At 56.5% G+C, this 14,032-nt stretch carries 12 protein-coding genes; 9 read left to right on the forward strand and 3 right to left on the reverse strand.

Translation table 11 applies throughout. The features are described from left to right. The 5 genes from DSM25558_RS06190 to DSM25558_RS06210 all read left to right on the forward strand — a co-directional run bounded on the left by DSM25558_RS06190 (window position 1) and on the right by DSM25558_RS06210 (window position 5,866). Window positions 1-999: an ABC transporter permease gene (locus tag DSM25558_RS06190; RefSeq protein ID WP_077102910.1), complete on the forward strand. Its 999-nt coding sequence runs from the start codon at window positions 1-3 to the stop codon at window positions 997-999. Then, entirely contained in the window at window positions 996-2,168 is a 1,173-nt protein-coding gene (locus tag DSM25558_RS06195) for an ABC transporter permease (RefSeq protein WP_077102912.1), read from the forward strand. The genes DSM25558_RS06190 and DSM25558_RS06195 overlap by 4 nt, the downstream gene beginning before the upstream one ends. A gap of 70 nt (window positions 2,169-2,238) precedes the next feature. Then, complete coding sequence (locus DSM25558_RS06200) at window positions 2,239-3,447, forward strand: glycosyltransferase family protein (protein ID WP_077103133.1); 1,209 nt, start codon at window positions 2,239-2,241, stop codon at window positions 3,445-3,447. Between the two features lie 23 nt (window positions 3,448-3,470). After that, window positions 3,471-4,718: a glycosyltransferase gene (locus DSM25558_RS06205; protein ID WP_077102913.1), complete on the forward strand. Its 1,248-nt coding sequence runs from the start codon at window positions 3,471-3,473 to the stop codon at window positions 4,716-4,718. Continuing rightward, window positions 4,700-5,866, forward strand: coding sequence for a glycosyltransferase family protein (locus tag DSM25558_RS06210; protein WP_143240028.1), 1,167 nt, complete (start codon window positions 4,700-4,702; stop codon window positions 5,864-5,866). The genes DSM25558_RS06205 and DSM25558_RS06210 overlap by 19 nt, the downstream gene beginning before the upstream one ends. Before the next feature lie 6 nt (window positions 5,867-5,872). Here the strand turns inward: DSM25558_RS06210 and DSM25558_RS06215 are convergent, their stop codons facing one another. Continuing rightward, window positions 5,873-7,105 (reverse strand): FAD-dependent oxidoreductase, encoded by a 1,233-nt coding sequence (locus tag DSM25558_RS06215; RefSeq protein WP_077102917.1) that lies wholly within the window; start codon window positions 7,103-7,105, stop codon window positions 5,873-5,875. Window positions 7,106-7,128: 23 nt separating this feature from the next. Beyond that, entirely contained in the window at window positions 7,129-7,821 is a 693-nt protein-coding gene (locus DSM25558_RS06220; RefSeq protein ID WP_077102919.1) for a phosphatase PAP2 family protein, read from the reverse strand. Window positions 7,822-7,953: 132 nt separating this feature from the next. Between DSM25558_RS06220 and dxr the strand changes: the two genes are divergently transcribed. Next, complete coding sequence (gene dxr, locus DSM25558_RS06225) at window positions 7,954-9,153, forward strand: 1-deoxy-D-xylulose-5-phosphate reductoisomerase (protein WP_077102921.1); 1,200 nt, start codon at window positions 7,954-7,956, stop codon at window positions 9,151-9,153. A 180-nt stretch (window positions 9,154-9,333) separates the two neighbouring features. Beyond that, a complete protein-coding gene (locus tag DSM25558_RS06230; protein WP_083716334.1) occupies window positions 9,334-9,990 on the forward strand; it encodes a metal-binding protein ZinT in 657 nt (218 codons plus the stop codon). A gap of 71 nt (window positions 9,991-10,061) precedes the next feature. Here the strand turns inward: DSM25558_RS06230 and hemA are convergent, their stop codons facing one another. Then, a complete protein-coding gene (hemA, locus tag DSM25558_RS06235) occupies window positions 10,062-11,279 on the reverse strand; it encodes a 5-aminolevulinate synthase (protein WP_077102925.1) in 1,218 nt (405 codons plus the stop codon). Between the two features lie 374 nt (window positions 11,280-11,653). Here hemA and DSM25558_RS06240 point away from each other — a divergent pair, with 374 nt between their 5' ends. Further along, a complete protein-coding gene (locus DSM25558_RS06240; protein WP_077102927.1) occupies window positions 11,654-11,905 on the forward strand; it encodes a YMGG-like glycine zipper-containing protein in 252 nt (83 codons plus the stop codon). Between the two features lie 170 nt (window positions 11,906-12,075). Next, on the forward strand, window positions 12,076-14,001 hold the full coding sequence (locus DSM25558_RS06245) for an autotransporter assembly complex protein TamA (protein ID WP_077102929.1): 1,926 nt from the start codon (window positions 12,076-12,078) through the stop codon (window positions 13,999-14,001). Window positions 14,002-14,032: the final 31 nt, after the last annotated feature.

Below are 14,032 nucleotides of genomic sequence, written 5' to 3' on the forward strand. Positions count from 1 at the left end.
ATGCTCAGATATATTCTAGGGCGCCTGCTTGTGATGATCCCGACGCTCATCCTGATTTCGATGCTCGTCTTCACCATCATCGAATTGCCACCGGGCGATTATTTCGAAAGCTACGTTTCTGAAATGCGCGCCATGGGTGAAACAGCCAATCTGGCCGAAATCGAAGAATTGCGCGCCCGTTACGGTTTCGATCAACCAGCGCCGATCCGCTATCTTCGTTGGGCATCCGGCATGCTGGTGGGCGATTTTGGTTATTCCTTCGAGTATCAATTGCCCGTCAACGAAGTGGTTGGCGACCGTCTCTGGCTGACCATTCTGGTGTCGTTCGTCACCATCATCGTCACCTGGATCATCGCATTTCCCATCGGCATTTATTCCGCCACCCATAAATACAGCTGGGGTGATTACGGCCTGACATTTGTCGGTCTTTTGGGTATCGCCATTCCCAACTTCATGCTGGCGCTTCTTCTGATGTATTTCGCCAATATCTGGTTTGGCACATCCATCGGTCACCTGATGGACCGCGAATATCTCAACCAGCCCATGAGCTGGGACAAGATGAAGTCTATCCTCGAACATCTTTGGATACCCGTTCTCATCATTGGCACCGGCGGCACCGCAGGTATGATCCGCAGGCTACGCGCCAACCTTTTGGACGAGTTGCAGAAGCAATATGTCGTCACCGCCCGCGCCAAGGGCCTGCACCCTTTCAAGGTGCTGACGAAATATCCCCTGCGCATGGCGCTGAACTTCTTCATTTCCGACATCGGCTCCATCCTGCCCGCCATCATTTCCGGCGCGGAAATCACAGCCGTGGTCCTGTCGCTGGAGACAACCGGACCCATGTTGATTCGCGCCCTGCAAAGTCAGGACATGTATCTGGCAGGTTCCTTCCTGATGTTCCTCGCCTTCCTCACCGTCATCGGCGTGCTCGTCTCGGATATCGCACTGGCCATTCTCGATCCGCGCATTCGCTTTGGAGGCGGTAACATCAAATGACCACTCTTCCTCAGCCCGGCGCGCCGCTGCCGCATTATGTGTCGACGGCACCTTTCGATCCCAACCTGATCGAACCGACGACATCGGGCATGGCTGCCTTCAGTAAAGCATCGCAGTTCAAACTGATGTGGTGGCAGTTCAAGCAGCACAGGCTTGCGGTGTATTCCGGGGCATTTCTGCTGTTCGTCTATTTGTCGATCGTGATCTGCGAGTTTCTGGCCCCGTATAATCTGCACACGCGCAATGTCGAAAGCATCTATACGCCACCGCAATCCATCCATCTGTTTCACGATGGCCAGTTCGTCGGTCCGTTCGTCTACGGGCGCACGATGAGCCTCGATATGGACAATCTCAAGCGGGTCTATAGCGACGTGCCGACCGACGTCCAGAAACTGCGGTTCTTCTGCCGGGGCGATGGCTACCAGTTTTGGGGCCTGTTCGATAGCGATGTCCATCTGGTCTGCCCTGCTGAAGGCGGACAGATGTATCTGCTCGGAACCGACCGTCTGGGCCGTGACGTTCTCTCGCGCATCATCTATGGCGCGCGCATTTCGCTGACCATCGGCCTTCTTGGTGTGGCGATGAGCTTCGTTCTCGGCATCGTGATCGGTGGCCTCGCCGGCTATCGCGGCGGCGTGTTCGATCTGATCGTACAGCGCATCATCGAGGTGCTGCAATCCATTCCGAGCATCCCGCTCTGGCTCGCACTCGCCGCCATCATGCCGGTCACGTGGAGCCCCATCCTCGTCTACCTCGGCATTACCCTCATTCTCGGGCTTCTGGACTGGACCGGCCTTGCTCGCGCGGTGCGCTCCAAGCTCCTGGCGCTGCGTGAAGAAGACTATGTTCTGGCGGCACAACTGATGGGCGCAAGCACGTCGCGCATCATCGGTCGACATCTCATTCCGGGCTTCATGTCCCACCTCATTGCGTCTGCAACGCTGACCATTCCGGGCATGATTCTGGGCGAAACCGCACTCAGTTTCTTGGGCCTTGGCCTGCGCCCGCCAATCACAAGTTGGGGTATTCTTCTCACAGAAGCGAGAAGCGTGAGCGTGATTGCCCTGTATCCATGGCTTCTTCTGCCCACCATACCGGTGGTGCTCGTCATCTTGGCCTTTAATTTCTTCGGCGATGGACTACGTGATGCGGCAGATCCTTTCAAATAACCACGGACCGTCCAGTGACATATCTACCCGATACGACGTGCTATCAGAGCCTGAACAAGAGGTGCCCGCTGTGAGCACCCGTCTGAACGATGCCCGCATCCTGATGTACAGCCATGATTCCTTCGGGCTGGGGCATTTGCGGCGCTGCCGCACCATTGCCCACGCTCTGGTCGAGGATTATCGCGGACTGAATGTCCTGATCATATCAGGTGCCACGATTGCCGGCGCTTTCGACTATCGCGCCCGCGTGGATTTCGTGAAAATCCCGAGCGTCATCAAGCTTAGAAACGGCGAATACACATCTCTCGACCAGCATATAGATCTTCAGGAAACGCTGAAAATGCGCCGGTCGATCATCTATCATACGGCAGAAAGCTTCCAGCCGGATATCTTCATCGTCGACAAGGAGCCTATGGGCCTGCGGGGGGAGGTCGAGGAAACCCTGACCTATCTCAAAGCCAAAGGCACCAAGCTCGTCATCGGCTTGCGCGACGTAATGGATTCGCCACAACTGCTGGAAGCGGAATGGAAGCGAAATGACGTTCTGAACAAGATAGAACGCTATTACGACCATGTCTGGGTATATGGCCCGCCGGACTTTCATGATCCTCTCATCGGTCTGGATGTGCCGCCCAAGGTACGCGAGAAGATGGATTTCGTCGGCTTCCTGCAACGCTCGAAGACGCAATCGGAAAGCACCTCGCACCGCACTGTAGGCGATTACATTCTGGTGACGACCGGTGGCGGCGGAGATGGCAGCGAATTGATCGATGATGTGATCAACGCTTATAAATCCGACCCGGAACTGACCCAAAAAGCTCTGATCGTGCTTGGCCCCTATATGCCCGGCGAACAGCGCCTTCGCTTCATGCAGAATACCTCCGACATTCCCTATATCGAAATCATCGAATTCGATAACCGCATGGAAGACATCGTGGCCGGTGCCAAGGCTGTCGTGTCCATGGGCGGTTACAACACGGTTTGCGAAATCCTGTCCTTCGACAAACCAGCGCTCATCGTGCCACGCATCGTGCCGCGTGAAGAGCAGTTGATCCGCGCCAGCCGCGCATCGGAACTGGGTCTGTTCGACATGCTGTTGCCGGAGGACGCCGAAAATCCGAAGAAGATGGCACAGGCACTCAAAGACCTCCTCAATCGCGCGCCACCATCGGCCAATGGCAGAAACCTCAAGCTTGATGGGCTGGAAAATCTTTCCAAACGGATTGCCGAGTGGCTTCAACCTGATGATACCGTCAAAGCCCTTAGCCCCAGCGCCTGAGTTCAGAAAGAGACGCGGATATAGTGACCGTCAAAAAGAAAATCGTGGTTCTTCTGAAGGGATATCCGCGCCTTTCGGAAACCTTTATCGCGCAAGAGCTTCTCGGACTGGAGAAAGCGGGTCTCGAACTGGAGCTCGTCTCCATGCGCCGCCCAACGGACAAAAAACGCCATCCGGTGCATGATGAAATCCGTGCCAATGTCACCTATCTGCCGGAATATCTGCATGAAGAGCCGTTGCGCGTGCTCAAAGCGCTCTGGGCCTGCCGGGTGAAACCTGGATTTAGCAAGGCCTTGCGCCGCTTAGCCCATGATCTGCGTCATGACTTCAGCCGCAACCGCTTTCGCCGCTTCGGACAAGCTGCCGTGCTGGCCCATGAATGGCCAACGGACGCGGGATGGCTGCACGTGCATTTCATCCACACGCCGGCATCGGTTGCCGCCTACACCCATCTGATGACGGGCACCCCCTGGACGATCTCGGCACATGCCAAGGATATATGGACCTCCGGCGATCAGGACCTCTCCAGCAAGCTGGATAGCGCCCGCTGGGCCGTCACCTGCACCGCAAGCGGTTTCAGGCATCTGCAAAGTCTCTCAGCCGATAAGTCAAAGGTTCACCTCAGCTATCACGGGCTCGACCTCACCCGCTTTCCGCATTTCGAAGGTCAGCGCACACCGCGTGATGGCTCCGACCTCAACGAACCCGTTCGGATTCTCAGCGTTGGTCGTGCCGTAAAGAAAAAGGGCATAGACATCCTGCTGCGCGCACTGGCCGCCTTGCCAACGTCGCTGCACTGGCATTTCACCCATATCGGCGGTGGTGACGAGCTCGCCACGCTCAAGGCCCTGGCCGCCGAATTAGGCCTTTCAGAGCGTATTGTCTGGACGGGTGCCATGGATCAGAAGCAGGTGCTTGACCATTACCGGCAAGCCGATCTGTTTGCACTTGCGTGCCGCATCACCAGCGATGGTGATCGCGACGGACTGCCCAATGTTCTGGTGGAAGCCGCAAGCCAAAACCTTGCCTGCATTTCCACCAACATCTCAGGCATCCCCGAGTTCTTCATCAACGGCGAAAACGGACTATTGACGGCACCGGAAGATGCGACCGCGTTTTCGCAGGCCCTGCAAAGCGCGATCAGCGATCCCGAACTTCGGTCACGTCTTGGAGCGGCTGCGGAAAACCGCGTGCGCACCTCCTTCGATCACCGCAACAGCATCACCGAGCTGAAAGCTCTGTTCGAGCAGGAATGGGAGAAGCCCCTGTGACCGCCACGAAATCTGCGCCACGCGTCTTCTTCTACGTTCAACATCTGCTCGGCATCGGCCATATTGCCCGTGCCAGCCGGGTCGCGCGCGCGCTGGTGGAAGACGGATTCGATGTGACGCTGGTGACCGGCGGCACACCTGTTCCCGGCTTTCCGGGTGAAGGCATACGCCACATCGAACTGCCGCCGATTGCCGTCAGCGATGGCAGCTTCTCCGGGCTCGTGGATGCAACGGGCCAGCCGGTGGATGATGCCTTCAAGGATAATCGCACCAGCATGCTGCTGGGTGCCTATCGCGGAGCAAGACCGGATATCGTCATCATCGAGGCTTTCCCATTCGGGCGCAGGCAGGTGCGTTTCGAACTCATGCCTCTGCTGAGCGCCATAGAACACAGCCTCGAGCGCCCGCTGGTGATGACGTCGCTGCGCGATATTCTTCAGGAACGGGCCAAGCCGGGTCGCGATGAAGAAACTATCGCGCTCGTGAAAAAGCACTTCGACGCCGTTCTCGTGCACGGCGATCCGAACTTTGTCCGTCTGGAAGATACATTTCCCCTGGCCGACCAGATAAGCCAGCGCATCGTCTATACCGGCCTTGTCGCACCCTCCAAGCCGCAGCCGCCGCAGGAACGGTTCGACGTCGTGGTTTCCGCAGGTGGTGGCGCGGTGGGTGCAGCCCTTATCCGTGCGGCTCTGGAAGCAGCACCCTTGATCAAAGGCATCAAGAACTGGTGCTTCATTACCGGACCCAACATGCCGCAGGCAGATTTCGATGCCATCTCGGCACAGGCCGGGGGTGACATCTCTGTTTTCCGCTTCCGTAAGGATTTTGCCAGCCTGTTATCCGGCGCACGACTTTCGATTTCTCAAGCGGGCTACAACACCGTTTGCGATATCTTGCAGGCAAAATGCCGCTCGCTTCTCATTCCCTTCGCCGCGGGCGGAGAGACCGAACAGGGCGCACGCGCGTCGCGGCTGGCCAAAATGGGACTGGCTCACGTACTGGAGGAAAGCGCCATATCTCCGCAATCCATGGCCGATGCCATGGAGCAGGCGCTGGATCTCCCGGAACCGGACAGCATCAATCTCGATCTGGACGGAGCCGCAGGTACCGCGAAAATATTGCGCCGCCTTTATGATGAGCGGTAAGCAGCGTTAATATTTGAGCTTTTCCCGCCTGAAGCCGAGGCCGATCAGCCTGCCGGCCAGATGCGCCAGCAAGGGAAATCGCATGATCGCCAGAACGAAAGCGGGCGGACCCTTCGCGCGCTTTACATCGGCTTGATCCTTTTTGTTGCGGCTTCGCATCATCAATTGCAGACGCTGTGTCGCCTTGGTTGGAAAGGAGCGACGCTTTTCGATCGCCGCAAGATCGGCGTCGGTTATCGAACGCCCGGACGACAAAACCGGAATAAGTAGATTTGCTGTCGCCACGGCGTCCTGAATGGCGAGGTTGACGCCGACACCGCCAATTGGCGACATCGCATGCGCGGCATCCCCGATACAAATGAGACCAGGCTTCCACCATTGTTTCAGCCTGTCGATGCGCACGGTCAAAAGATAAGCGTCGTCCCAGCTTGCGATTTCCAAAAGTCGCTCCTTCGGCAACGGGCAGACCTCCGCGACCCGCTCCCGGAAGGCTTCCATCCCCTGAGCCTTCAGCTCTGCAAACACACCCCTGCGGACCACATAACCGCACTGCCAGTAATCACCACGGTCGATCAGCACGAAACCCTGTTGCGGACCGGCATGACCCATGGTCTGGGTCGGGTCACCGGGCTGCTTCGAAAGCCGCATCCACACGACTTCGGTCGGAACGCCAAAACGCTGGACTTCCAAACCGGCCTTTTCCCGCACAACCGAGCTTCGCCCATCCGCGCCGACAACTAGATCAGCCTTGATCGTAAGTGGCCCCTGCGGTGTCTCGACACGAAGGCCCGTGACCTTGCCAGCATTTTGCACAAGCTCCATCACCGAAGCATTCATCAGCAGCCGGAAATTCTCGTATTGTCCGGCTTTTCCCGCGATAAAGTTGAGGAAGTCCCATTGCGGCATGAAGGCGATGAAGCGGTTCTTCACCGGCAACCACGAGAAATCGGCAATCGTTATCTTTTGCTCGCCGATGTCCGCATAGAGCTTTTCCGCCTTTGTGTGCGGTAGCGCCAGAAACTCCTTCATGAAGCCGAGTTGTTCGATGATCTCCAACGTCGATGGATGAATGGTATCGCCCCGGAAATCCCGCAAAAAATCCGGGTGTTTTTCAATAACCACCACATCCACATTGGCGCGCGCCAAGAGAAGCCCAAGCATCATGCCAGCGGGACCACCGCCCACTATTGCAACCGTCGTCCTTATCGATTGACCTGCTGTAATATCCAAGTTTTCCATTGGCAATACCAAACCCTCGCCGCTCAAATTGCGGCCTGTGGCACATTTTTTGGATGCGGCCAGCCGTTGACGTCGAAACGGAACAGCCATTCGGAACGTGCGAAGATGAAGGCGAACGCCATTGCCGTCCATGTTCCCAGCAGCAAACCTGCTGCCACGTCGCTCGGATAATGCGCACCGACAATGACGCGTGACACACCGATGACCAGCGCAAGTCCGATGAAAACGAAACGGAACCGCGGTACCAGCATGAAGAACGCGCCGAAGAAAGAACCTGCCGCCGCCGAGTGGCCGGATGGGAAGCTCTCATAGAGATTGTCATCGGTAAACGGCGTCAGGCTATAGGCACCCATGTCCATCAGCAGTTCTGGTCTGGCACGGCCGATCACGAACTTCAGCAGATGAACCAGAATACTGGCCGTGCCGATTGTCAGGAAGAAGTAGAGAAACAACCGCCACGCCGTTCGTATGCGGCTGGAATGGGTTGAGCCCGTCAGCACGCGCGCCGCGATATAGGCCGCGATCGCCAGCAGACCGGTGCTATAGAGCATCCAGCGAAACGTGCCGAAATTGGTAATTGCGTTGTTAAAGCCTACGATGGGACCGGGAAGGGCTTGCGCGCGTTGTGAGATAACCGGATCGAACGGAATGAAAACCAGTACCAGAATAAAGGTTGCCGCCAAAATCCAACCACTGGAAACAAAAAAGCGCCGCATGCTATTCCCTTGCGTTAACAGCCTCGAATATGCGGGCGGTGTGGGCCAAAGACAATAGTCGCTTACCTCCTTGTTATACCCACCTTTCGCTTGTAGAGGCTTCACGGAAACATTTGGAAAAACCGGATTGATATGACGCAACCGCAGGGCTCGACTTTACCTGAAAAACTGACCGTTCTGGGTGCCACAGGTTCCATCGGTACCAACACGCTGGATGTCATAGGCCAGCTTGGAGGCCGGGACCGGTTTGACATCATGGCTCTGACCGGTGCTGGAAACATAGCTCTGTTGGCGCAGCAGGCACGCACGGTGGGTGCGAGGTTAGCGGTGACGTCGGAAGACGACAATTATCACGCTTTGAAAGATGCACTGGCTGGCAGCGGCATCAAGGTCGCGGCGGGACGGAGCGGCTTGCAGGAAGCGGCCGAGATGGAGGCAGATTGGGTGATGGCGGCGATTGCCGGAACGCCAGGCCTCGAACCGACGCTGACGGCTGCCCGACGCGGTGCCAATATCGCACTTGCCAACAAGGAATGCCTCGTTTCCGCCGGAGACGTTTTTATCCGCACCGTCTCCCAAGGTGGTGGCCAGCTGATACCTGTCGACAGTGAGCACAGCGCCATTTTCCAATGCCTTGAGCCCGCAAACAAACAGAACGTCGAGCGCATCGTGCTGACCGCATCCGGCGGCCCCTTCCGCACCTTCAGCCGTGAGCAGATGGCGGGCGTGACGGCAGATATTGCCCGCGCTCACCCCAATTGGTCGATGGGCCTGAAGGTTTCCATCGGTAGTGCCTCCATGTTCAACAAGGCGCTGGAAATGATCGAGGCGAAGTACCTCTTCGATCTGAAGCCGAGCCAGATCGAAGCCATCGTCCACCCGCAGTCGATCATCCATTCGATGGTGGCCTATACGGACGGATCGGTCATAGCCCAGCTTGGCTGCCCGGATATGCGCACGGCAATCGCCTATGCCCTGACCTATCCGGCACGTGGCGAGATCAATGTGGAGCGACTGGACTTTACCAAGCTTGCGAGGCTTGATTTCGAAGCCACTGACGAGGTTCGCTTCCCCGCCCTGCGGCTGGCCAGAACTGCGCTGGAACGTGGCGGCGCGCAAGGTGCAGTCCTGAATGCCGCAGACGAGACCGCATTTCACGCCTTCGTCGATGGTCGGATCGGCTTCCTCGACATGGCCGATATCGTCGAGATCGTCATGGACAGAATGAACGACGGGCAGTCAGCACAGACGATAGACGCCGTGCTAGCCGCAGACGCTCAGGCGCGCGCCTATGCGCAAGAAGCTGTTCTGCAAAAGCAACAGGCCGCCTGAAGCCCTCACGCACAGATTGTCTTCCGCGCCTGCCTTGACTGGCATGCGAAATGTGAAGCCGTGTCAAAAAACTCCATAAAAATGTGGGTTGCCTGACTTCGCAATAGCGGCTATGTGCATTTTGTAATGTAATTACATTACATTCAATCTAGCACGATGAACGATTTTGAGGAACGCAAGATGATCACCAGACACGCCCTAGCGCTAGCGATCGGCACCACGTTGCTTCTCAGCACGGCAGCATTGGCAGAAGAAACCAAGGCACATTCTCACAGCCATTCGCATGATCATGCCAAGGGTTCGAGCGAGATTTACAAGGGCTATTTCGAGGACAGCCAGATCAAACCGCGCACGCTTTCCGATTGGGAGGGGGACTGGCAATCCGTTTATCCCTATCTGGTTGATGGCTCGCTCGATCCCGTCATGGCGCATAAGGCTGAGCATGGTGACAAAAGCGCCAAGGAATATCGCGACGAATACGACACCGGTTATAAGACCGACGTCAACCGCATCGTCATCAAGGGCGACAGCGTCACGTTTTTTCGCGATGGGAAGCCGTCAGAAGCGAAATACCTCTCCGACGGATACGAAATCCTAAAATACAAGAAGGGCAATCGCGGGGTTCGTTACATCTTCAAAAAGAGCGGCGGGGATGCGTCCGCTCCTGAGTTTATCCAGTTCAGCGATCACACGATAGCACCGCAAAAAGCCGGCCATTACCATCTTTTCTGGGGAAATGACCGCAGCACAGTTCTGGCCGAACTCACGAACTGGCCGACATATTATCCAGCCTCGCTCGATGCGAAGCAGATCGTCCATGAGATGCTGGAACACTAACGCGACACCAGCAATAAAAAAGGTCGCGACTTGCGCAAGTCGCGACCTTTGACCAGATGACTTGGCCGATATCAGGCCACAGCTCTTGCCAGAGCACAACGCGCCCAGAGCTGATGCAATGCGCCGACCAGCTGCTCCAGATCGGCATCGCTGTGCAGCGGTGTCGGTGTGATACGCAGGCGCTCGGTCTTGCGCGGCACCGTTGGATAGTTGATTGGCTGAACGTAGACGCCGTGATCATCCAGCAGAATGTCCGAAATCCATTTGCACTTGGCGGCATCGCCAACCATGACAGGCACGATGTGGCTGGGATTGTGCAGATGCGGAATGCCACTGGCATCCAGCATCGAACGCAGTGTCCGTACGCGCTCCTGATGGCGGGCGCGCTCGAACGGGCTGGCCTTCAAGTGCTGGATAGAAGCAACCGCACCGGCCGCGAGAGAAGGCGGCAGCGCAGTGGTGAAAATGAAGCCTGACGCGAATGAGCGAATGAAATCGCACAACGCTACCGATGCTGCGATGTAACCGCCCATCACGCCGAATGCTTTGCCCAAAGTACCTTCGATGATCGTCAGGCGATCCATCAGGCCTTCGCGTTCTGCAATGCCGCCACCGCGCGGGCCATACATGCCGACAGCATGAACCTCGTCCAAATAGGTCATGGCACCATATCGATCGGCCAGATCGCAGATTTCCTTGATCGGGGAAATGTCGCCATCCATCGAATAGACCGATTCGAACGCGATCAGCTTCGGTGCCGCAGGGTCTGCCGCTTTGAGCTTGGCTTCGAGGTCTTCGAGATCATTATGCTTCCAGATGACCTTCTCACAACGGCCATAACGAATGCCCTCGATCATCGAGGCATGGTTCAGCGCGTCTGAGAAAATGATGAGGCCGGGAATTTTCTGCCCAAGCGTGCCGAGTGTCGCCCAGTTGGAAATATAGCCGGATGTGAAGACCAGCGCAGATTCTTTGCCATGCAGGTCGGCAAGTTCCTGTTCCAGCTTGACGTGGTGATGGTTGGTACCAGAGATATTCCGGGTGCCTCCCGCACCCGCGCCACAGTGATCGATCGCCGCCTTCATGGCCTCGACCACCTTGGGGTTCTGACCCATGCCGAGATAGTCGTTGGAGCACCAGACCGTTACGTCCTGCTTCACACCATCTGTGGTGTAGCGGGTCGCGCGTGGGAAATTGCCTTGCTGTCTCTCGAGATCGGCGAAGACGCGGTATCGACCTTCCGAATGTAAGCCATCCAGCTCGGTCTTGAAATATGCCTCGAAGTCCATTTCATGCTCCAGAATTCTTGTGGTTGTTTTCGGTCCACGTCCCCGGACCGTCAACCCCTCTGACGCGTATTGCTCGAAACTGCGTCAATTCGCCCTTAGTTTTGAACCATTCCAAGGAGACTTATAAGAGATTTGACAAAGCGTAAAATTGATTCACATCAAAGCGAGGCGGAAATGGAACTTTTCTTCCCATACCTCGTTCAGTAGGGCACAATCGATTTGGGACGGGAGGCGTAGCCTGGCAAGGGGAGGCTTCCATAAACACATTCGACTTGTTAGATATCTGTTGCGGTCGGAGGTAGCAGTCGCCGCAGATAACCTATGGGACGCCTACCAAGAGCCATAGAGCTCGTATGTAACGTTGGAGAGAGTTCATGAAAAAGGCTATTATTTTCGCCGTAATCGGCTTGACGCTGGCAGGCTGCACGCAAACTGAAAAGGGTGCGGGTACAGGCGCAGTTGTTGGCGGTATTGCAGGCGCAGCAATCACCGGAAACGTACGCGGTGCAGCTGTTGGCGCAGCACTCGGCGGCGTGACAGGTGCCCTCATCGGCAACGCTTCCGAGCCAGGCTATTGCTACTATCGCGACCAGTACGGTCAACGTTATACTGCACGTTGCCGCTAACATCGCCAAATTGGCACGTTATGAAGCCCCGGTTCGCCGGGGCTTTTGCGTTTATGGTCGGAAAAAGCGCTTTTTCGGGTGCCCAATCTGGCCATTTATGCTTAAGCTGTCATGTTAACGGACGGTCAACCGCTAGGGCCGATAATAAATGCTCAACCATAAAGTAGCCCATGCCGATAGTGCGGACTAACCCAAAGAAGAGTATTGCGTTCTGGAAGGCAGGCACCGTTTTGGCGGTGGCAGCAACAGTGTCGTTTTATCCAGGGTTTGCCCGTCAGGCCTACGCACTCAAGATTTTTGGCATCACCATTTTCGGTTCCGACGACAAGAAGGACGAGGTTCTCGATCCCGTCTCCTTCACCGTCACGCTGAACGCGCCGGACGCAGATGCAAAGCTGAAAGAGAGCCTCGAAAACAGCTCGCTGCTGACATCTGAGCCAGACAAGCCCGCATCGGGCGATCTGGGTCTGATCATCCGGGCCCGAGATGACCGCGAACGCTTGATCGCGTCCCTTTACGAAAACGCACGATATGGCGGCATCGTCAAAGTGACGGTTGCGGGGCAGGATATCGATTCCATCCCGCCAAACCCCTCCTTTAATCGCTCAGGCCCCATCCCGGTTGTTATCGATGTGACGCCCGGTCCCGTCTTCACGCTGGGAACCGTCAGGCTTGAAGGCGACGTTACAGGACATGACCTTTCCGAATACGGGCTTGTTACGGGTGGCAATGCGGGTTCGCTGGCGATCATTCGCGGCGGCAACAAGCTGATCGAAGACCTCAAAGCAGAGGGACGGCCTCTTGCAGAACTGACCAAGAGGGAGGCCGTCGCCAATCATGCAAACAACACGGTCGACCTCACCCTGTCCGCCAAGGGCGGGCCGGTCGCGCCTCTTGGCGAGGTCGCGGTCAAAGGCCAGCGTACGGTCGATCAGAATTTCATCCGCAAATATTCGCGTCTCAACGGTGGTGAGCCCTACTCGCCGGAAAAATTGCGCAAGGCTTCTGATCGGTTGCGCAAACTGGGTGTCTTTTCCAGTATCACCATCAAGGAAGCCAACACGCTTGCTCCCAACGGCACCATTCCGCTGACCATCGAAGTTTCGGAAGGCAAGCACCGTTATCTCGGAGTCGGCGCACAATACTCAACGACAGAGGGCATTGGCCTTCAAGGGTATTGGGGCCACCGAAATCTGTTCGGCAAAGCCGAATCACTGCGCATCGAGGGTGCGGTTTCTCGCCTGGGTGAAGCGTCCAATGTGCAGGATATGGATTATTCCGCCGGCATCATTTTCACCAAACCCGGCGTCTTCAATCCGTCAACGACATTTACCGCAAGCCTCAAGGCCAAGACCGAGCATCCCGACACCTATGATGCGCGATCAGTCACTGGCTATGGCGGGTTCGCCTATGAGTTCAACGATTACGACACAGCATCCGCTGGATTGGAGGTCGAGTGGACGGATTCAGACGATGCATTTGGTAACAACCAGTATCTGACGACGTCTGTACCGCTGGAATTTGTGCGGGATATGCGCGATGACAAGCTGAACCCGACGGAAGGTTTTCGTGCATCGATTTCCGCCAAGCCCAGCTATGAGGCGCTCAACGGCACGTTCTTCACGTCCTTCGAAGGCTCCACGACAGGCTACAAGGGTCTTGGTGCCGACGATCAGGTGGTTCTGGCCGGAAAGATCGCCGCTGGTGCACTGATTGGCGTCGGCGCGCTGGAAGATATTCCACCGACCCGCAGATTTTACGCAGGCGGTGGCGGATCGGTGCGCGGCTACAGCTACCAGGAAATTTCGCCTTATAATGCCGCAAACGAAGCCACCGGCGGGCGCTCCTATGTCGTCACCTCGCTCGAGGCTCGCGTCAAAATCACCGAAACCATCGGCCTTGTTCCCTTTTTCGACGCAGGCGTGGTATCATCCGATCTTGCTCCGGATTTCTCGGATATTCGAGCCGGTGCGGGCATAGGTCTTCGTTATGCCACGCCTTTCGGCCCCTTGCGTCTTGATGTTGCCATGCCACTCCAAAAATACGAGGGCGGAAGCAGCTTCGGCATTTATGCCGGCATCGGGCAGTCGTTCTGAAAAGAACCTCAGATAACCAGCAGAGTGTAGA

Origin of the sequence: Agrobacterium sp. DSM 25558, from assembly GCF_900100825.1 — a bacterium.
Classification (GTDB): Bacteria; Pseudomonadota; Alphaproteobacteria; order Rhizobiales; family Rhizobiaceae; genus Agrobacterium.

Coding starts and splice junctions, on each gene's coding strand:
- dxr (WP_077102921.1), top strand. CDS start 7,954: ATGACGCAACCGCAGGGCTCGACTTTACCTGAAAAACTGACCGTTCTG.
- DSM25558_RS06245 (WP_077102929.1), top strand. CDS start 12,076: ATGCCGATAGTGCGGACTAACCCAAAGAAGAGTATTGCGTTCTGGAAG.
- DSM25558_RS06195 (WP_077102912.1), top strand. CDS start 996: ATGACCACTCTTCCTCAGCCCGGCGCGCCGCTGCCGCATTATGTGTCG.
- DSM25558_RS06190 (WP_077102910.1), top strand. CDS start 1: ATGCTCAGATATATTCTAGGGCGCCTGCTTGTGATGATCCCGACGCTC.
- DSM25558_RS06230 (WP_083716334.1), top strand. CDS start 9,334: ATGATCACCAGACACGCCCTAGCGCTAGCGATCGGCACCACGTTGCTT.
- DSM25558_RS06215 (WP_077102917.1), bottom strand. CDS start 7,105: ATGGAAAACTTGGATATTACAGCAGGTCAATCGATAAGGACGACGGTT.
- DSM25558_RS06240 (WP_077102927.1), top strand. CDS start 11,654: ATGAAAAAGGCTATTATTTTCGCCGTAATCGGCTTGACGCTGGCAGGC.
- DSM25558_RS06220 (WP_077102919.1), bottom strand. CDS start 7,821: ATGCGGCGCTTTTTTGTTTCCAGTGGTTGGATTTTGGCGGCAACCTTT.
- hemA (WP_077102925.1), bottom strand. CDS start 11,279: ATGGACTTCGAGGCATATTTCAAGACCGAGCTGGATGGCTTACATTCG.
- DSM25558_RS06210 (WP_143240028.1), top strand. CDS start 4,700: ATGGGAGAAGCCCCTGTGACCGCCACGAAATCTGCGCCACGCGTCTTC.